This is a genomic window from Halorussus salinisoli (assembly GCA_005239435.1).
Lineage (GTDB): Archaea > Halobacteriota > Halobacteria > Halobacteriales > Haladaptataceae > Halorussus > Halorussus salinisoli.
In genome coordinates this window covers 234024-253049 of record SZNP01000007.1, presented here as the reverse complement: position 1 = coordinate 253049, position 19026 = coordinate 234024, and the positions used below count along the sequence as shown (strand labels likewise).

At 64.0% G+C, this 19026-nt stretch carries 17 protein-coding genes; 8 read left to right on the top strand and 9 right to left on the bottom strand.

Annotation, left to right across the window (positions count from 1 at the left end; all coding sequences use genetic code 11):
* Nucleotides 1–734 precede the first annotated feature (734 nt).
* A complete protein-coding gene (gene purL / locus E2484_RS19830) occupies nucleotides 735–2846 on the top strand; it encodes a phosphoribosylformylglycinamidine synthase subunit PurL (protein ID WP_137286925.1) in 2112 nt (703 codons plus the stop codon).
* A gap of 172 nt (nucleotides 2847–3018) precedes the next feature.
* Here purL and E2484_RS25230 read toward each other — a convergent pair whose 3' ends face one another.
* Nucleotides 3019–3183 carry a DUF7550 family protein gene (locus tag E2484_RS25230; protein ID WP_170977436.1) on the bottom strand — a complete coding sequence of 55 codons (165 nt, stop codon included), beginning with the start codon at nucleotides 3181–3183 and terminating at the stop codon, nucleotides 3019–3021.
* A gap of 72 nt (nucleotides 3184–3255) precedes the next feature.
* Between E2484_RS25230 and E2484_RS19825 the strand changes: the two genes are divergently transcribed.
* The gene (locus E2484_RS19825; RefSeq protein ID WP_137286924.1) at nucleotides 3256–5025 is read left to right on the top strand and encodes a glycoside hydrolase family 13 protein; all 1770 of its coding nucleotides are present in this window, start codon (nucleotides 3256–3258) and stop codon (nucleotides 5023–5025) included.
* 484 nt (nucleotides 5026–5509) lie between these two features.
* Here the strand turns inward: E2484_RS19825 and E2484_RS19820 are convergent, their stop codons facing one another.
* Complete coding sequence (locus E2484_RS19820) at nucleotides 5510–5836, bottom strand: EthD family reductase (protein WP_137286923.1); 327 nt, start codon at nucleotides 5834–5836, stop codon at nucleotides 5510–5512.
* A 277-nt stretch (nucleotides 5837–6113) separates the two neighbouring features.
* Between E2484_RS19820 and hisF the strand changes: the two genes are divergently transcribed.
* Together hisF and E2484_RS19810 are read left to right on the top strand one after the other, a co-directional pair.
* The gene (gene hisF / locus E2484_RS19815) at nucleotides 6114–6929 is read left to right on the top strand and encodes an imidazole glycerol phosphate synthase subunit HisF (RefSeq protein WP_137286922.1); all 816 of its coding nucleotides are present in this window, start codon (nucleotides 6114–6116) and stop codon (nucleotides 6927–6929) included.
* 94 nt (nucleotides 6930–7023) lie between these two features.
* Complete coding sequence (locus E2484_RS19810; protein ID WP_137286921.1) at nucleotides 7024–7395, top strand: hypothetical protein; 372 nt, start codon at nucleotides 7024–7026, stop codon at nucleotides 7393–7395.
* A gap of 47 nt (nucleotides 7396–7442) precedes the next feature.
* Here the strand turns inward: E2484_RS19810 and E2484_RS19805 are convergent, their stop codons facing one another.
* Nucleotides 7443–8243, bottom strand: coding sequence for a hypothetical protein (locus E2484_RS19805; protein WP_137286920.1), 801 nt, complete (start codon nucleotides 8241–8243; stop codon nucleotides 7443–7445).
* Nucleotides 8244–8633: 390 nt separating this feature from the next.
* Nucleotides 8634–8918 carry a DNA-directed RNA polymerase subunit L gene (locus E2484_RS19800; RefSeq protein ID WP_137286919.1) on the bottom strand — a complete coding sequence of 95 codons (285 nt, stop codon included), beginning with the start codon at nucleotides 8916–8918 and terminating at the stop codon, nucleotides 8634–8636.
* A 520-nt stretch (nucleotides 8919–9438) separates the two neighbouring features.
* Here E2484_RS19800 and E2484_RS19795 point away from each other — a divergent pair.
* The gene (locus tag E2484_RS19795; RefSeq protein WP_137286918.1) at nucleotides 9439–11085 is read left to right on the top strand and encodes a rhomboid family intramembrane serine protease; all 1647 of its coding nucleotides are present in this window, start codon (nucleotides 9439–9441) and stop codon (nucleotides 11083–11085) included.
* 12 nt (nucleotides 11086–11097) lie between these two features.
* On the opposite strand, the gene E2484_RS25225 is transcribed toward E2484_RS19795, so the two are convergent.
* The 4 genes from E2484_RS25225 to dph2 all read right to left on the bottom strand — a co-directional run bounded on the left by E2484_RS25225 (nucleotide 11098) and on the right by dph2 (nucleotide 14078).
* Nucleotides 11098–11244: a hypothetical protein gene (locus tag E2484_RS25225; RefSeq protein WP_170977435.1), complete on the bottom strand. Its 147-nt coding sequence runs from the start codon at nucleotides 11242–11244 to the stop codon at nucleotides 11098–11100.
* A gap of 36 nt (nucleotides 11245–11280) precedes the next feature.
* Nucleotides 11281–11958 (bottom strand): METTL5 family protein, encoded by a 678-nt coding sequence (locus E2484_RS19790; protein WP_137286917.1) that lies wholly within the window; start codon nucleotides 11956–11958, stop codon nucleotides 11281–11283.
* A gap of 362 nt (nucleotides 11959–12320) precedes the next feature.
* Complete coding sequence (locus tag E2484_RS19785; RefSeq protein ID WP_137286916.1) at nucleotides 12321–12722, bottom strand: hypothetical protein; 402 nt, start codon at nucleotides 12720–12722, stop codon at nucleotides 12321–12323.
* Between the two features lie 306 nt (nucleotides 12723–13028).
* On the bottom strand, nucleotides 13029–14078 hold the full coding sequence (gene dph2 / locus E2484_RS19780; RefSeq protein ID WP_137286915.1) for a diphthamide biosynthesis enzyme Dph2: 1050 nt from the start codon (nucleotides 14076–14078) through the stop codon (nucleotides 13029–13031).
* A gap of 154 nt (nucleotides 14079–14232) precedes the next feature.
* On the opposite strand from dph2, the gene E2484_RS19775 reads away from it, so the two are divergent.
* From E2484_RS19775 to E2484_RS19765, 3 genes are all read left to right on the top strand, one after another.
* Nucleotides 14233–14634 carry a YlbF/YmcA family competence regulator gene (locus E2484_RS19775; protein WP_137286914.1) on the top strand — a complete coding sequence of 134 codons (402 nt, stop codon included), beginning with the start codon at nucleotides 14233–14235 and terminating at the stop codon, nucleotides 14632–14634.
* A gap of 86 nt (nucleotides 14635–14720) precedes the next feature.
* On the top strand, nucleotides 14721–16205 hold the full coding sequence (locus E2484_RS19770; protein ID WP_137286913.1) for a hypothetical protein: 1485 nt from the start codon (nucleotides 14721–14723) through the stop codon (nucleotides 16203–16205).
* A gap of 49 nt (nucleotides 16206–16254) precedes the next feature.
* Nucleotides 16255–17088, top strand: coding sequence for an MBL fold metallo-hydrolase (locus tag E2484_RS19765; protein ID WP_137286912.1), 834 nt, complete (start codon nucleotides 16255–16257; stop codon nucleotides 17086–17088).
* 252 nt (nucleotides 17089–17340) lie between these two features.
* Here the strand turns inward: E2484_RS19765 and E2484_RS19760 are convergent, their stop codons facing one another.
* Nucleotides 17341–18996, bottom strand: coding sequence for a plasmid stabilization protein (locus E2484_RS19760; protein ID WP_137286911.1), 1656 nt, complete (start codon nucleotides 18994–18996; stop codon nucleotides 17341–17343).
* Between the last annotated feature and the right edge of the window lie 30 nt (nucleotides 18997–19026).

Sequence of the window (19026 nt, the reverse complement as noted above, 5' to 3'; positions counted from 1 at the left end):
TGGGAGTTGGCAGGGCGGCGGCAAAAGCGCCTCGGTACGTGACGACCGACCAGCGACGAATCGTCGGGTCAACGACCCGCTTCTCGTGGGGAGGCGGGACGTCGCTCGTCGCACACCGGGTACAAAAGACAGATTTTACTCATTCACCGTGTAGTTATTGAACGCGCTGGTCACGAGTTTCCTGAACTTCGTCGACCTGGAAGGTCGGTCCCTCAAAGACGTCGGGTCCCTTCCGCCGGAGGAACAGAAAGAAGTGTTCGGGGGGCACGCTCGCACCGAACCTGAAAATTGGAAGCCGTATCTCGGGGTTCCCGAATTCGGACACGAAGAAGTGTTTATGTTCTAAAGGAACACAAAAGAGTTTATCGACAATCGTATTCTATTCTATAGACGTAATTTTCTGTCTCCGTGCCGGTTTCGGAATTAGCTCGCTCGCTTCGCGAACCCGTCCGCGGCCGACACCTCGAACTCCGATTCCATATATCGAAATTCAGTTTACCAGTTCGAAATCGCGCGGCAAAAGCTATCAGAATTTTTTGATTTGTTGAAGGTCGATTACCGAAATAGGGGGAATTGGCTCGTTCTCGATGCCACGCGACGCCCGACCAGCGGTCGGTCAGGCCGGTGGACACGCGCGAGGTCACCACGTAGGTGGTATCGGGGTCGTCCACCGAGGTATGCACGCACCTGCACATAGAAAGGCATTAATTCGCCGTGTCTGTACAGGAGAGTGAATGAGTCTCTCCGAACCAGACCGCGAACTGGTCGTCGCCGAACTCGACCGGGACCCGACCCCGGCGGAAGCGGCGCTGTTCGAGAACCTCTGGAGCGAACACTGCGCGTATCGGTCGTCTCGACCGCTCCTGTCGGCCTTCGATTCGGAGGGCGAGCAGGTCGTCGTCGGGCCGGGCGACGACGCCGCAGTCGTGGAAGTCGCAGACGGGACGTACGTCACGATGGGTATCGAGAGCCACAACCACCCCTCGTTCGTCGACCCCTACGACGGAGCGGCCACCGGCGTCGGCGGCATCGTCCGGGACACCCTCTCGATGGGGGCCTATCCCATCGCGCTGGCCGACTCGCTGTACTTCGGCGACTTCGACCGCGAACACTCCCGGTACCTGCTGGAGGGCGTCGTGGAGGGTATCTCGGACTACGGCAACTCCATCGGCGTCCCCACCGTCGCCGGAAGCACGGCGTTCCACCCCGACTACGAGGGCAATCCGCTGGTCAACGTGGCCTGCGTGGGCCTGCTCGACGACGAGCGCCTCGTCACCGCGGACGCCAAGGAACCTGGAAACAAACTGATGCTGGTCGGGAACGCGACCGGCCGTGACGGGTTGGGCGGCGCGAGTTTCGCCAGCGAGGACCTCTCGGAGGACGCCGAAACCGAGGACCGACCCGCGGTGCAGGTCGGCGACCCCTACACCGAGAAGTTGCTCGTCGAAGCCAGCGAGGACCTGCTCGAACGGGGGTTGGTCGAGGCGGCCCGCGACCTCGGCGCGGCCGGACTCGGCGGCGCGTCCAGCGAGATGGTCGCCAAGGGCGGTCTCGGCGCGGAGATCGAACTGGAACGGGTCCACCAACGCGAACCCGACATGAACGCGCTCGAAATCCTGCTCGCCGAGTCTCAAGAGCGGATGTGCTACGAGGTCCGACCCGACAACGTGGACGCGGTCGAACAGGTCGCCGACAAGTACGACCTCGGCTGTTCGGTCATCGGCGACGTGACCGAGGGGAACTACGTCTGTACCTTCGAGGGCGAGACGGTCGTGGACGTGGACGCCCACTTCCTCGGCGACGGCGCGCCGATGAACGACCTCCCGGCCGAGAAGCCGACCCAATCCGAGCGCGATTTACCCGACGCCGACCTCCGTGAAGCGTTCGAGGCGGTCGTCGGCGACCCGAACACCGCGAGCAAGCGGTGGATCTACCGTCAGTACGACCACGAGGTGCAGGTCCGAACCGCCACCGGGCCTGGCGACGACGCGGCGGTATTGGCGCTGCGAGAGGCCGAAAAAGGGCTCGCCATCTCCTCGGGCGCGGACCCCAACTGGACCACGGCCGCGCCCTACGAGGGTGCGCGCGCAGTCGCGCTGGAGAACGCCACCAACCTCGCCGCGAAGGGCGCGACACCTCTCGCCGCGGTGGACTGCCTCAACGGCGGCAACCCCGAGAAGCCCGAAGTCTACGGCGGTTTCAAGGGCATCGTGGACGGACTGGCCGACATGTGCGCGGCCCTCGACGCACCGGTCGTCGGCGGAAACGTCTCGCTCTACAACGACTCGCCCTCCGGGCCGATTCCGCCGACGCCGACGCTGGCGATGACCGGCACGAAGGAGGGGTACGACGCGCCGCCCGCCCACCTCTCGGGCGAATCGACCCTGCTCGTGGTCGGTGACGCGGGAGGGAACCGACTCGGTGGCTCGGAGTACCTCGCCCAGATAGGCGGGACCGACCGCTTCCCTGCGCTCCCGGAGAACCCCCGCGAGGTCGTGGAGACGCTCGCGGAAGTCGCCGACGACGGACCGACCACCGCAGTTCACGACATGAGCCACGGCGGTTTAGCGGTCGCACTCGCCGAGATGGTCGGCGACGAGGCTGGCGCGACGGCGGAAGTCGAGAGCCGCGAGGCCCTCTTCGCCGAGACGCCCGGCCGTGCGGTCGTCGCCACGACCGACCCCGATTCCGTGCGCGAGGCCTTCGATGGAGTCGCGCCGGTCGCCCGCGTCGGCCACGCCGACGACTCCCGATCGCTCGACCTGACCGTCGGCGACGAGTCGCTGAGCTACGACGCCGACGAAATCGCCGACCTGCGCGACGTGCTGGCCCGCGAACTGGACTGAGCCACTCTCGTTTTCTGCAAAAGGTTGGTTCACGTAGCCGAATCTTCTCGAAAGTGGCGGTAGTGACTTTGACTCGCGAAGAATCGTCAGAAGTCAGTGAGGGTCGTTTGAGGCCGTCGAAAAACGTCCGAAATACGTCGGAAGTCGTCGGAAATCGTTCGGGAGCAGCTACTCAGGCCGCGAGGAGCGGGATCGCGAACGCCACCACGAGGCCGATAGCGAGGACCGCGAAGCCGATGCCGACCTGCGAGATCGAGAACTCCTGCATCGGCGAAGTAACTCGGTCGAGACCCTCTACGTCGTGGCCGTGGTCCGTGTGGTCGTCGTGGTCGTCCATGCGAGTAATTTTCCGGTCCTCCTACTTAAGCGCAACCAAACATAAGCCCCGGGAACGCGAACGTGTGTCCACATGGAGCGAGGAGAAAGTCAGTCGTCGGTAGACCCGAGTGGAGACGCCGGGGAAGTTGCGGACTGGGCCGACGCCTTCGACGTGAACCGCGAGTGGTGGAGAGAGGCCGTCGTCTACCAGATATATCCGCGGAGCTTCTTCGACTCCGACGGCGACGGTATCGGGGATCTGCGCGGCGTCGAAGCGAAGTTGGACTACCTCGACGCGCTGGGGGTGGACGTGGTGTGGCTCAACCCGGTCTACGACTCGCCCAACGCCGACAACGGCTACGACATCCGCGACTACCGGGCCATCATGGCCGAATTCGGGACGATGGACGACTTCGACCGCCTTCTGGACGGTCTTCACGACCGGGACATTCGGCTCATCATGGACCTCGTGGTCAACCACACCTCCGACGAACACGAGTGGTTCCGGCAGGCCCGCGAGTCGGAGGACAGCGAGTATCGGGACTTCTACATCTGGCGCGAGGGCCGCGGCGACGGGCCGGGCGGGAAGGGGAAACCGCCGAACAACTGGGAGTCGGCGTTCGGCGGGTCGGCGTGGTCCTACGACGAGCGCACCGAGGCGTACTACCTCCACCTCTTCGACGAGAAGCAACCCGACCTCAACTGGCGCAACCCCGAGGTCCGCGAGCGCATCTACGACATGATGCGGTGGTGGCTCGACAAGGGCATCGACGGCTTCCGTATGGACGTCATCGACCTCATCTCGAAGGCAGACGGCCTACCCGACGGCGACCCCGACTCGGGGTGGACCGGCGCGGAGCACTTCATGACCGGGCCGCGCGCCCACGAGTACGTCGCCGAGATGTACGAGGAGGTGCTGGAGGGCCGTGACGTGATGACGGTCGGCGAGATGCCGGGTGCGAGCATCGAACAGGCCCAGCAGTATCTCGGACCGGACGGCGACGGCCTGAACATGGTATTTCACTTCGAACACGTCACGCTCGACTACGGCGAGAGCGGGGACCGCTGGACCGTCGGCGAGTTCTCGCTCCCCGAGTTCAAGCGGGTCCTGTCCAAGTGGCAGAACGGACTGCACGGCGAGGGCTGGAACAGCGTCTACCTCGGCAATCACGACTGGCCCCGGATGCTCTCGCGGTTCGGCGACGACGGTCTCTACCGCATCGAGTCCGCCAAGATGCTGGCGACGATGCTGTTCACCCTCCGGGGGACTCCCTACGTCTATCAGGGCGACGAAATCGGCATGACGAACTTCCCCTTCGAGCGCGAATCGCAGGTCCAAGACGTGAGCGCCCGGAACTTCGTCCAGCGAAAGCGCGAGGAAGGGTGGGAGACGGACGAGATTCTGGAAATCGTGAGCTATCGAAGTCGGGACAACGCCCGAACGCCGATGCAGTGGGACGACTCGGAGAATGCGGGATTCACCGAGGGGGAGCCGTGGATACCGGTCAATCCCAACCACGACGCAGTGAACGTCGCGGACGCGAGAGCCAGGGACGATTCCATCTGGCACTACTACCGCGAACTAATCGAGTTCCGGCAGGCGACGCCCGCGGCCATCTACGGCGACTACGAACTCCTCCTCCCCGACGACCCGGACGTCTACGCCTACCTCCGGACGCTCGACGACGACCGACTCCTCACGGTACTGAACTTCGACGAGGGAACGCCGACGTTCTCGCTCCCGGGGAGCGTGGACTACGACGACGCGGAGTGCGTCGTCCACAATTACGCGATTGATGCCGAAGGGCCGCAGTCGTTCGAGATGCGACCCTACGAGGCCAGAGTCTACGAACTGGACTGACGAAACGGCGGGTTTCGGCCTCGGTCGGGAGTGGTTTCGTGACGATGGATTTTGGAATTCCGGCTCTGTGACGGGGATTCCGGAACTCCGGCACACTCGATGTCACGTGCACCTCGGCGCGTGCTGGCGTGATCCCTCGCGGGTCGCGCCAACCGCGCGAGGGACGACTGAGCGACTGAAAGGAGCGAAGGAAGAGGTTGGGGAGGCGTGAGGCCAGCGCTCGGTGCCCCATAACATCAGGATGCGCTCGCCCACGCAAACTGCTGTCTGGGTGGACTGAAAGGGGCCGCCCGGTCGCGGGCCGGAGGCCCGTGGTCGTCTGACCGGCCCCTATCTGCAGGTCTCTCAGCACCGCCCGACCTACGGATATGTCGGTCAGCGACCGCGACCGGGCGGGGGCTTTCTATCCCGTCACTACTTCAATTGCTGACGTTCCTGACGAACCCGTGAAACTGCGAAAAAGACCTCGAATCCCGCTCTAGACCTACTCCGCCTCGTAGTGAACCGTCTCGTTCACGGCGGGAATCATCTTCGTCGCGTCCATGTCGAGGAAGGTGGTGGCGTCCTGCTGGACCTCCCGGCCCTGCTCGGATTCGAAGGCTTCGTTCATCTCGCCGGGGCTCTGGAACCAGAGTTGGGCCACGTAGTCGTAGCCCGCCTTCTCGGGGTCGGTCGGGACCGAGGAAGTGTATCGCTGGAGATTGGGCAGGTCGTTCACGAGGGGTGCGTGGTCCTCGTGCATGTACTCGATGCACTCGTCGTGGCTGGTGTCCTCCTTGCGCGACGCCAGAATCACCATCTTGCAGGCCATGGTAGTCGGGAGATGCGAGGCGTGTAGTCGTGAAAGTTGGGGTTCGGGGGACGGGATTCGAACGTGGAGGGGTGGCTACTGACGATACCGAGGAACGTGGTCGGAAGACACGGTTGGCGCCGACTCGTGCCGCGCCAGCACGCGCCGGGGTGTACGTGCCGTCGAGCGCGGCGATTCCAAACGCCACCGTCACGCGAAGAGGTCGGGGTTCTCGGTTCCGACGACTGCCACAGTCGAAACCGTAAAACCGTGCTCGTGCCAACTCACGAGTAACGAAATGACCCTCACCAAACGAGTAATTCCGTGCATCGACGTGGACCTGGACGAGGACGGGAATCCCGCAGTCTACACGGGCGTCAACTTCGAGAACCTCGAATACACCGGCGACCCGGTGGAGATGGCCCGCGCGTACAACGAGTCGGGGGCCGACGAGTTCGTCTTCCTCGACATCACCGCGAGCGCCGACGGCCGGGAGACCATGCTCGGCGTCGTGGAGGACGTGGCCGACGAGATATTCATCCCCCTCACGGTGGGTGGAGGTATCCGGACGACCGACGACATCAAGGAGACCCTCCGGGCGGGCGCGGACAAGGTGTCCATCAACTCCGGTGCGATAGCGAATCCCGGCCTCATCGAGGCGGGCGCAGAAGCCTTCGGAAGCCAGTGCATCGTCATCTCGGTGGACGCCAAGCGACGCTACGACGAGCGAGGCGAACACTACGTCGAGGTGGACGGCGAGTCCTGCTGGTTCGAGTGTACCGTCAAGGGCGGCCGGGAGGGTACCGACCTCGACGTGGTGGAGTGGGCCGCGGAAGCCGAGTCCCGCGGCGCTGGCGAACTGTTCGTCAACTCCATCGACAGGGACGGCACCGAGGAGGGCTACGACATCCCGCTGACGGAGGCGGTCTGTGACGCCGTGGACACGCCGGTCATCGCCTCGTCGGGATGCGGCGGCCCGGAGGACATGTACGACGTGTTCACCGACGCGGGGGCCGACGCGGCACTTGCGGCCTCTATCTTCCACTTCGGCGAGTACTCGATCCGAGAGGTCAAGGAGTATCTCGACGACCGCGACCTTCCGATCCGGCTCTGACCGAAGTTTCCCTCTGCTGTAAGAGATAAAATATCGTCAGAGTTCGTTTCCAAATCCCGAAGATAAAAATTCCGTCAGTTAGACGTGGGTTTCGATGCACGAAATCGAAGCGGATTTGGACGCTAACCGGCTGTACGTCACGCTCGGTGGGAAGTTCGACGAGGAGGAGGCCGCGGCGTCGGCGGAGAAGACCATCGAGGCGGCGAAGCGACTCGACTCCGGATTCGACGTAGTGACCGACATTCGGGAGTTGGAAGCGAGTCCGCAGGAGGCCAAAGACCACCTCGAACGGTCGAAGACCTTCCTCTCGGCCCACGACGTGGGCACCGTCGTCAGAGTCGTCGGCGACTCGCCGCTGGCGAAGATGCAGTTCGACCGGGCGGGCGACGTGGAGTACACGGTCGAAACCACCGATAGCGTCGCAGAGGCCGAGGAACTGCTGGACGATGTCGACGCCGAAGAATAGCGGGCACGGTCGGACTACGATTCACGAACGGAGAGGCCGTCGGTCGACTACGCCTCGGGTGCGCGGAGCGCGCTGCTCTCGTTGCCTTCGCCGGTCGTGGTGGTCGCTTCGCCGCCCACGTCGTCACCGGTCGTCGTCTCCTCGCCGCCTGCGCCGCCGCCGAGGACGCCGAGACCGACAGAGGCGTTCTCGACGCTGACGCTGTCGGCTTCCACGCTGTCGAGAGTGGCGCTACCGACGCTCATGTCCTCGACTTCGACCGTCGGCTGGCCCTCTATTTCCGCGGCGTCACCCGTTCCGCCGGGGGAGATGGCCGTGCGCACGTCGTTGACCTCGACGGAGCCGACGAGAGTCGAGTTCACCGACAGCGAATCGACGCTGATCTCCGACAGCGAAGCGTTTTCGAGGGTGGCGTTCTCGCCCTCGGGCGCTTCGCCGCCGAATAGCTGGTCGGCGACGGTCTGATTCCGAATCGTCACGTCTCGAAGCGTCACGTTATGGAGCGTCGCGTTGACGACCGTGAGATTCGACGCCGTGGTGGTGCCCAGAGAGTTCGCTCCGGCCGTTTCGGCCGGCGTCGTCTCGGCGTCCGTCGTCTCGGTGTCGCTCTGGCTGAGTAGCGTCTCGTTCAGCACCACCTGCTGGACGGTGGCGTTGGTGAGGTTCAACCGCTCTATAGTTAGATTCTCGTAGGTCAGTTCGGTCTCGTTCTGCGCGTCGTCTTGGGCCGAAATCGCGCCCGGTTCGACTGCCGACGAGTCGGTGTGTGCGTTCGGAGTCACCGCGAGCGCCGAGGAGGTCCCGGCGAGCAGTACGAGCGTCGCTACGACTACTACGCGTGTTCTCATACGGGACGAGGCTTTTCCGACTGCGTCAATAAACGGCCCCGACCGTTTCGGAGTTCCGTGCCCGATTACGACGGTTAGGCGCGGCTTATTCCCAGCTTTAGACGCTCTACCGCCGGATTCTCGAACCGGTCACTCGCGGGCAGGTGATGAACGGAGTGAACGATATCGACGGCCCGGCGGCGTGGACTGCCCGCGAATCTCGTTCGCCGACGCGCTCGGTCGCGGCCAGTCGGACCGGTGTGTTCGGTGCCGGTCGGACAGATTGGAAGAAGCCACCTGCGAGAAACAAATACGATTCTCAGAGGGGCAAAGTATCGTCTAAAAGGAACAACTATGTTGCTTGGAGAAATGCGAACGTTGCTTGGTCGCGGGCCGTTCGTGGGGGTTCGCTTAGGCCGCGTTCTCGTAGGCGTCCTGGAACGCCGTGGTCTTGCCTCTGATGTCGCCCGCGGCGTCCTCCAGCGTGTCGAGGGGGTCGGCACCCTCCTCGGTCTTTATCGTCAGAATCGGTTCGGTCTGGCCGCCGGACTGCTCGGGGTTCATGTCGTACGTTGCGGCCGCGACGGTCTCCTGTTCGAGGAGCGTGCCCTTCAGCACGTTCATGAAGGTGTGGTCCTCTCCGGCGATTTCGATGGAGAGTTCGTCGTCGGCCTTCTCGATGACCCGTAGTTCCATACCTCTCAATTCAGGCTTTGCGCGTTTCAACATTACGATGAGGCTTCTTCGCTCTGGAGCGTAGAATGGAGTCGTGGCCGTCCTCGAAGTCGGTGAGTCGCTCGCTTCTGGCCGGGACAATCAAGATGGTGATACGAACAGAGGAAACGTCGAGAAAGCTAGTTACTCCGTGAGTCAATCATAACCTCATCGCCACCACAACCGCACCGCCACCGCGCCCCGTCCCTCCCCGCTCACACGCTCGGCCACGCAACTCGCGCGGCCGAGTGTGCGGCGCATCCCTGTCGTCTGTGGCGTCGGGTGCATCCCGTAATCTGTGACGTCGGGCGCGTTCTATGGGATGTGGCACCGAGCGTAGCCCGTAGTCCAGAAGTCCAGGTTTCGTTCGGATGAATAATTAGAATTCTAATAATACCGGGCTCCCGTCGAGGGGTCCTCGGTCTCTATCCGGACCGACTCGGTTCGATTTTCGAGTCGAATCCAGCCACCGATTTATATGATGCTGGTCAAATACGTCGGTATGGTTCAGTTGCCCACGTGGTTGCCCGCGCCGGAGCAGGTCGCCATCCCGGTCGTCGTTCTACTGTCGCTCGCGCTGGTTCGGCGACTCGACGGCCCGAACGGCCGGTGGGGCCAGCGACTTCGCTCGCGCTTCCTGCTCGGCGTGCCGTGGGGAACGCTCGTCTCGGTGGTGGGCGTCCTCGCGGTGTACCTGTTCGTCCAGCAGGGCTGGAGCCACTGGCGAGACCCCGTGACGCTCCCGTTCTCGTCGTGGTCGTACCTCTACCCCGTCGGCTGGTTGCTCGGACCCTTCTCCCACACCGGGCCGGGACACCTCGTCGGCAACCTCACCACGACCCTCGCAGTCGCGCCGCTCGCGGAGTACTTCTTCGGCCACTTCCCGACGAAGCGCGGCGAGAACCCGTTCTTCTCGCGGACCTCGAACCCCTGGATTCGAGCGTTCGTCATCTTCCCCGCGGGCGTGGCGCTCGTCGGCGTCGCCACCGGCCTGTTCTCGTGGGGACCCATCATCGGCTTCTCTGGCGTCGTGTTCGCGTTCGTCGGCTTCGCGCTGGTTCGTTACCCCCTGATGACCGTGGTCGCCGTCTCGGCGCAGGGAGCCATCCGGACCGTCTACCTCGCCATGCGCGACCCCGTGATTTCCGGGTCGGCCTCCCGGAGTTTCGGCAACCCGTGGTGGTTCGGCATCGCGGTGCAGGGCCACGCGCTCGGTCTCCTGCTCGGGGTTCTGCTCGGCGTCGTGGTCCTCTACCGACGGCGCGAACGCGTCGGCGCGCTCCGACTCTGGACCGGCGCGTTCGTCCTCGGCATGTCGATGACCCTCTGGGCGCTCTGGTGGTACCGCGGCGAGAGCACCTACGTCCTCTACCGAGGGCTGGGCGTCGTCTTCGTGGTCGCGCTGGCGGGCCTGACCACCGTCGCGGCGACCGCGGACCGCCGTCCCATCTTCGGCGACGTATCCCGCCAGCAGGTCGGCCTGCTCGCGCTCCTGCTCCCGCTGGCGATCATGGTCGGGGTCGCGGTCCCGGTCAACCTCACCACGGTAGACGACGGAAGCGTTCCCGGAGACGGTCCCGGAATCGAGGTCGAGGGTTACAACGTGACCTACGCCGAAAACGTCCCGAATCAGAAGGTCTCGGCAATCGACGTCTCGCTGTTCGGCGAGACGACCGACGTGACGACCAGCGGCGTCATCGTTGTCGAAGAGGACCGCGAAATCTGGACCCAGGCGGTCTCGAAGGGTCGCCTCGCGTTCCGCGGCCGAGCGCGAGTCCGGGTCGGCGGCGTCGGTTGGTCGGAGGTCGTCGACGTCCAGCGCCGGGGCTGGTCGGTCCTCAACGGTCCCACCGCGTATCAGGTCTGGCTCCGCGGCCCGGACGACGACGAGTGGACCCACACCTTCGCCTCGGACCGCGCCATCGCCGGGCCGACGCTCGCCAACCGGTCGGTCGCCGTCGTCCCGAGCGAGGGCGAGTTCGACCTCCACGTCACGCGGAACAACTCGACGGTCGCCGACGCGCCGATTCCCGCCGCTGGCGAGAACGTGACCCTCGACGGCATCCGATTCGAGCGCGAGGGCCGGAAACTGTTCGCGGCCTACGACGGGACCAGAGTACAGGTCGCGGCGCGCGAGTCGTACGACTGACCGAGGCCGGTGTCAGATGACTCCGCCGAGGGTTATCGCGGCCCCGAAGAAGACGAGGGCGAAGCCGACGCTGTCGAACTCCACGACGGCGAGACCGAACAGCGACGTTTGGATGCCAGCACCGACGAGCCGTACTCTGGTTTCGAGGTGGTCGCTCATACTCGCCGACACGAATCCCGGTAGGAAAACACTCCGTTACTCCCACCGAACCCGGAAGACCTCGGCCTCGATAACCTCCCGGTCGCTGGTCTGGTGGGCGAACTGCCGGGGAAGCGCCAGTTCCGCCCGAAACGCGTGGGTCACGTCGCCGCCCTCGTCGTCGGCGAAGGCTTCCACGAACTCCCGACTTCCGCTGTTGTGAATCGAGTAGGAGACCGACCCGATCTCGCTCGCGGTCGTCAGAAACGCCCGGTCCGCGTGTTCGTTGCCCGCCTGCGCGCCGAAGGGCGGATTCATCAGGACCGTGACCTCCGGCAGGTCGCTCGTCGCCCCGGGCGACGAGCGACCGCACTCCGACGGGCAGAGTGGCGCGCGAGTCGCGTCCGCCAGAATCCACGCGACCTCGGTCGCGGACGCGGGCGTACCCGCGTCTGCGACCCGGCGCTCGTTCTCGCGGGCCTGTGCGACCGCCGCGGGGTCGCGGTCGAGCGCGAGGACGCGCGCGGGACTTCGACACGCCGCACCCAGCGCGAGCATCCCGGTTCCGGTGCCCAAGTCCAAGACCGTCTTCCCGGCGAGGTCGCCCTGCACGTCGGCGAGGTGGACGAGATGGGCCGCGAGGTCCGCGGGCGTCGGATACTGTTCGAACTCGACTCGCGGGTCCTGGAAGCCTTCGACCCGCGAGAGACGGCGCTCCAGCGCGGCCTTGTCCATGCGTGAGGGGAGGTGGTTCGAGAAGGAGAACGTTTGGATTCGGATGCAGAGTAATTGCTCGATTCAGAGCTGTCGTGACGCTCGACTCGGAGCTACCGTGACAGTCGTGGTGAAAAACGGGTAGAAAGTCCTCGCGCGCTTGCGGTCGCCTGAGCGCGGCCCCTTTCGGTCTCACCACAGTGGATTGGCCGGGAAAGCGGTCGTCGGTGGATTGGTCGGGAAGGCGGAATCTGCGGTCTGGTCGGCCTACCATCGCGGTCCGGTCGCGGTTCGATACGACCGGACGTGGGAAATGTATACGTTTATTTACCGGGTGAAAATACGGCTCTGAGAGAGAAGGATACGTCCGAGAGCCTTCGTCGTCAGTTTTCGAGCGTGATGGGTCCGGCCACGTCGAGGCTGACGCCCTCGCGTCGGGCGCGCTCTGCGACCGCGGCCAGCGCGGGTCGGACCTTCGACTCGTCGGCCACGCTGTCGAACTCGACGGTGACGGTGCTCGCGCCGAGGAAGGAGGCGGCCCGCACGTACTCGCGCACGCGGTCGGCCTCGTCCTGCGTGGCGAACGAGCAGTTCTCGCCGAAGCAGGCGTTCACGACCACGCGGGCGGCTACGAAATCGTCGGCGTCGAGTTCGCGCTTGAGTTCTCGGAGGTCGTCGCGGGCGGTCGAGGGTATCGCGTCGGCGTCGAGACTGACCGGCGTAGCGTCTTCGACGCGACAGCGTTCGATAGCGGTTCGGACGTCGGCGGAACGGGTGGCGCTCATCGTTACCAGCACATACCCGTTACTCATACAAAAAGGTTAGGTAAATGCTTGTGAGTAATATCTGGGGGGGGAAATCGGCCACGAGACGCCGAGGAATTCTCTCCAAATTCGACATCTCCAGATTTAATTTCTCACGTTAGGGAAGGGAAGGAAAGTGCGCTCCACCGACAGCCAGCGACGAAGTGCGCAGAATCGCGTCGGCAGGCGAACGTTCCACCGAGGGCCGGACGCGACGGCCGGTCTCACGAGGTTCGTCGGCTCTGCGTCGGCCTTCTGAGTCGGCGAAAAGAGCGACGGGGGTCTACCTCACCACGTGCCGTGGAAAGTGTCGAACGAGAGTTCGTCGAGAGGTTTGTTCCCCACGGCAATCTCGTACTCGCCGGGGGTCAGCATCGGCTTGTGGAACTGCGGGCCGTCGTCTGTCGTGATGCGCGGGCATCCGGTGTTGACGAAGGCGTCCATGTCGAAGTTCCGGAGTCGGTCGGGCGTCACTTCGTCCATCGTGATGAGGTAGGCGTCGTCGTTGTCGTCCAGAATCGCCTCGGCCTGCTCCCAGCGTCCCTGCCCGATTTTGGTGCAGAAGATGACGCCCCACTTCTCGGCGTCCATCGCCTTGTGGACCGAGGCGTAGCGCTGTTTCAGGAACTGTTCGGTGTCGGCGACCGTGACGACGTTGTTCACGGGGTCGGCGATGACGACGTTCTTGTCGGGATGCTCCATGGCGAGGCCCAGCGGGTGGAACTTCCCGCCGCCGACGTAGAGGACCTGGTCGGCGTCGATGTCGGCGCTGGCGTAGTTACAGCCGAGGACCTGTCCCTCGTGGGTGAGTCGGTCGTCGCCGCGCCGGGTGTGAACCTCGTAGCCGCGCTCGTCCAGCCACGACTTCATCTCCTCGAAGCGGTTCATGTGCTGGGCGGTCGTGACGAGTCCGACGTTCGGGTCGTCCTCGGGGTCGGCGAGTTCGTCGAGCGACTCCTCCATGATGGGGAACACGTCCACGTTCGAGAACAGCGGGACGTAGATGACCTTGTCCGTGTTCTTCATCGGCGAGTGGCCGAAGTGGACGAACACGTCGGTCCGCTTCATCAGGAAGGTGTCGAGGTCACAGGCCCCGTAGCAGGGCTGGCCCGACAGCATCACGGTCACGTCGTCGGGGACGAGTTCGCGGATGTCGTCGGCTACTCTCGGCCCTCTGCGCTTCAGTCCCTCGGGGAACTGAAGCCCGACCTTGGTGGCGTCGCGCTCCTCGACCGCTTCCACGATGCGGTCGAGTTCGTAGTCCCACTCCCGGTCGTGTTTCAGGGACATGCCGGTGTTTCGGAGGTCTCCCTCGGAGAAGTCCTGTTCTTGGCTCATTGAGAGTGGATTGTCGACGAAGACGTTTAAGAACGATGTTCTCTCGCGGTCGCGTTCTCGCCCGTAATCGTCCTCTTCGCGGTAACTCCACGTCGTCGCTTTCGCGGTGAATATCCGGCAGGTCTAAAACGCCACAGTCCCAATCCAGCCACACATGAGCATCGAAACCGAGGCCGACGGCGAGGCGACCGAACTCACCCACGTCGAAGAACTCGCGGGGCAACTCGGCGAGGCAATCGCTCAGACGCCCGAGTACCAGCGGTTCGAGGAGACCAAGGAAGCCGTCGAGCAGAACGACGAGGCCCAAGAGAAGGTCCAGGAGTTCGAGCAGATGCGCCAGGAGTTCATGCTCGCACGCCAGACCGGCGAAGCAACCAAGGAGGACGTCCAGAAGGTCCGAGAGGCCCAGCAGGAACTTCACTCCATGCCGGTGATGGAGGAGTACCTCCAGGCCCAAGAGGCACTCGAAGAGAAGATGGAGACCGTCAACAAGGCCATCTCTGAGCCGCTGGCCGTGGACTTCGGCGACCAAGCGAGCGGTTGCTGCGAGGACTGACGAACCCCGTCGTTTCTGATTCTTCTCCGATATCTGGCAAGGAGGCCTAAGTCTACCCAGACCCACCTATGTCATAGAGGGGAACTATGGTAGACGAAAAACGAACTGAGACGGACGAGACCAGAGCACGAGACGACGCGACCAACGTCACGACCGACCGCGAGACGATTCGGACGTGGGTCGAAGACAGCGGATCCAAGCCCGCGTTCCGGACAACCGAGGCTGGCGAGCGCGAACCACACATTCACCACCCCGACGACGAATCGACCGAGAACGTCGAGGAGACCTCGTGGGACGAGTTCCACCAGCACCTCGACGAGAACGAACTCGCGCTGGCCCGCCACGCCGACCGACCGAAGGAAGGCGGAAGCCAGTTCGAACTCGTGGACCGAACCGAGGCCATCGAGCGCGCCACGCTCGAAGACGAAGAGGTCGAACAGGCCCTGATGGAGGGCGAGACCGTCGAGACCGAAATCACCGAGACCAAGGTCATCGAGAAGACGGTTCAAGAGACCGAAACCATCGAGAGCGAGGTCGTCGATAGCGAAATCGTCCGCGACGAGGTTATCGACACCGAACTCGTCCGGCGCGAAATCGTGGACGTCCACCTCGGCGAGGAGGAGCGAGGAATCGCCATCGTGGAGGACAGCGAGAGCGTCGGGTGGGAGGAAGACCAGCAAGAGATCGAAGTGACCGACCACGAGGTCATCACGGTCGACGTGGCCGAGACCCGCGACGTGACCCGCGAGATCATCGAGCGCAAGACGGTCGAGAGTCGTGTCGTGGACCACGACGTAGAGGAGACCGAGACCGTCGAGTCCGACACGTTGGAGAGTCGCGTCGACCTCGAAGGCGTCCAGCGAAACATCCTCCAAAGCGACATCCTCGGTGGGGAGGTCGTCACCGAGAACGTCGTCGAGGGCGGACACGTCGAGAGCGAGTTCACCGACGAGGGCGTCATCGAGACACACCTCTACGAGCGCCGCATCGTCGAGGACGAAATCGTGGACCGCAAGCGACTCACCTTCGAGTTCACCGACGAGGAACTCGTCAGCAGTGAGACCGTCGAGTCCATCCTGGTCGAGAGCATGCTCATCGGCTCCGACGCCACCGAGGAAGGCGTCGAAGGCGAGCGTCTCGACGTCGAGGGCGTCCGGATAGACCGCGACGAGACCGCCGCTGCGGGAGTCACGACCGGCGCGGAGACCCAGACGACCGCGACCACCGACGAGACGACCGCCGCCGAGAGCGGAACCACGATGGGCGAGGAGCCAACTACAACCTCGGACGAGACGGTGGGCGAAGACGAGATGATGGCCGAGCACGGATCCATCGTGCTGGACGACGACGACGTGGGCAAGGACGTGTTGGACGACACCGGCGATAAAATCGGCGTCGTCACAGAAGTAGACGAGAGCGCCGACCAACTCTACGTGGACCCGAACCCCGGCATCGCCGAGCGCGTCAAGACTCGGCTCGGGTGGGAAGGCCACGACGACGACGCCTACGCGGTCGATCTGGACCGCATCGCGGAGATCGACGACGACCACGTCCGTCTGCGCGACTTCTGAGCCGCCGCGAAGAACAACACTTACCTCTTTTCTCGGCCGAGTGAGCCACATGACGATTCACAGCGATTGGGGAGACTGGCTCCCGCGCGCGGTCGAAGCCGCCGACCCCGAGGGCATCGCAGTCTGGTATCTCGGCTGTAACGGCTTCGTCCTGAAAGCCGAGGACACCACCATCTTCGTCGACCCGTACCTCGGGACCGGCGACCCGCCGCGGACGGTTCGGATGGTACCGGTGCCCTTCGACCCTACCGACGTGGACGAGGCCGACGCGATACTGGCGACCCACGAACACACCGACCACGTTCACGGCCCGAGTCAGGCCCCGATTCTCGAATCGACCGGAGCGACCTTCTACGCGCCCGACGACAGCGTCGCGGTCGCGCGCGACGACGAGAACTGGACCGACGAGTGGGACGTCCGCGACGACCAACTGGAAGAAATCGAAGAAGGCGACACCTTCGAGGTCGGCGCGTTCACGGTCCACGTCGAACCGGCCCACGACCCCGACGCGACTCACCCGGTCAGCTACGTCGTGGAGTACGACGGCCGAACCTTCTTCCACGGCGGCGACACCAAGCCCAGCGACGAGTTCGAGCGACTCGGCGAGGAGTACGACGTGGACCTCGGGGTGCTGGCGTTCGGAAGCGTCGGCCGGATTCCGGACAAAGAGACCCGCGAACCCGAGCGCACTCGGTGGTACAACGACGAAAATCAGGCCGTCGAGGCGGCCAGCGACCTCCAGTTCGACCGGTTCCTGCCGAGCCACTGGGACATGTGGAAGGGCCTGACCGCCGACCCGACCGCGCTCCACGACCACGCGCGAAGCTTCGACTACCCCGAGCGACTGGAAATCGCCGAAATCGGAGATGAAGTGACGCTGTGACCCGTCTCTCGCCGTAACTCGCTCGTAATCGGTCTTCCGTCCTGGATGACCATAGGAATATCAAAGAAACTAAAATATTGTTTAAACACACGTATATAAGCTTCTAAATCATCTATAGATGTCTTTGGTGCTCTCGTGGCTGCTCGGCTACTGGCGCTCGGCCGACCGCGACCGGCATCGTGGACTGCCGTCGGTGATTTGTGCAGGCGGACTGCAGTCGGCGATTAGCGCAGGTGAACCGCGGTCGGTAGGCTACGACGACGCGGGGGTGTCGTTCTTCCCGGGAACCCCTCGGCCCTCGAAGAACTCGCCACCCCACTGGCTCATCCAGATGTCCTGATTGGCGAGGTAGAGCGCCTGTTCGCAGTCGAACGTTCGGTCGGTGACGCTCCACTCGTCGGCGTCGGTATCGTACTGGACCTCGGTGTTGTAGACCGCTGCCTGCCCGTACTCTCCGCCAGCATCGGTCGGGAGCGGAAGCGGGTACTCCGAGTCGTCGTCACGAGACTGCGGTCGCTCGGCGCGCTGTAACCGACCGCGGTTGAACGCCTGATTGAAGCAGATGGCGAACGTCTCCTGCACCTCGTTCATCCCCAGTACCGCGTCGGCGGCGTTCACTCCGCCAGTGATGTCACCGGCGTCTCGGGCCGTGACGTTGTAGGTCGTTGCGTCCGCACCGGACGCGAACATCCCGGCCTCCTGATTCCAGAGTTCGTCGAGCATGTACTCCAGCACGGTCGTCGCGAGGTCGGTGTGGTCGACTCCCTCTATCTGGGAGGCCCACAGGAGTCCCTGTCCGACGGACCCCTGCGTGGCGGCCTGATTTTCCACGCCGTTCTCCACCTCGCCGCTGCTCGTTACGTGGGCTTCCACCTCGCTGGCGAGTTCGTTGGCGTAGTCGGCGTCCCGCGATTCGAGGTCCGACGACCCGGCGTGGGTGCCGAACCAGCCGACAGCACCGAGCATCTCGCCCAGCGAGCGGGTACTCTCCATCTCGACGATGTCGGCGGGCGCGAACAGGTCCATCGTGGTCTCGCCCATCCCGTCGGTCAACTCCTGAATCTTCTCGGTGGGAATCAGGGGTTCAGGGTTGACGTAGCCGTACCACTCGTTCTGCGCGAGGCTGTTCAGGTCCGAGAGGAACCACAGCATCGCGGCGTGGTGATGCGGGCGAGATTTCTCGTCCACGAGTTCGCCCTCGACCGGATTGAACCCCGAGACCAGTTCTAGCGACTCGCCCTTGGTGAGCGCGCCGTTCTCTTCGGGACCGCCCACGAGGAGCGCGGCGTTGATGCCGATCTGAGCGAGCGTCGTCAGCACCTGTGAGCGGAACTTCGGTGCCATGGCGTCCGGCAGGAGGTCGAAGTGGTCCTCGAAGTTCTTCGCCCACGTCACGCCCTTGAGGTGGGTCCACGCCAGCGACGACGGGCTAACCGTCTTCGAAGACTTTTCCACGTCCCACTTCAGCGTCGAGGCGTCCGGCCGCCCGTCGCCCGCATCGAGCACCGGTTCCTCCGTGAAACTGGGGTCGCCCTTCGTGAACGCGGCCATGTTGAGGTTCGGGTTCTTCACGGGTGACTCGTTCACGTCCGCGTTTTCCAGCATCGCCGGGACGCGCTGGTCGAAGGCCTCCTGTTGTTCCTCGTTGTGCGGGAACTGGACGCCGTTACCGCTCATCGAGATGTTCGTACTCATGTTGTACAGCGAGTACCAGTAGGTGTCCCACGTCGCGTCCTGGAAGGTGTAGGCCTGCCGGGAAGGTCCAACCGTGGTGGTTTCCCCCTCGGTCGTCGTGGGTTCTGCGGTCGTTTCGTCCTCGCCGCCTCGCTGGCCGAAACAGCCCGCGAGCCCGCCCGCGACCACTACGCTCCCGAGCCGAAGGAATTTCCGCCGGTCGTAGTCTCCCATGGATAATAATATCTGGGTTAGTGAAAGCAT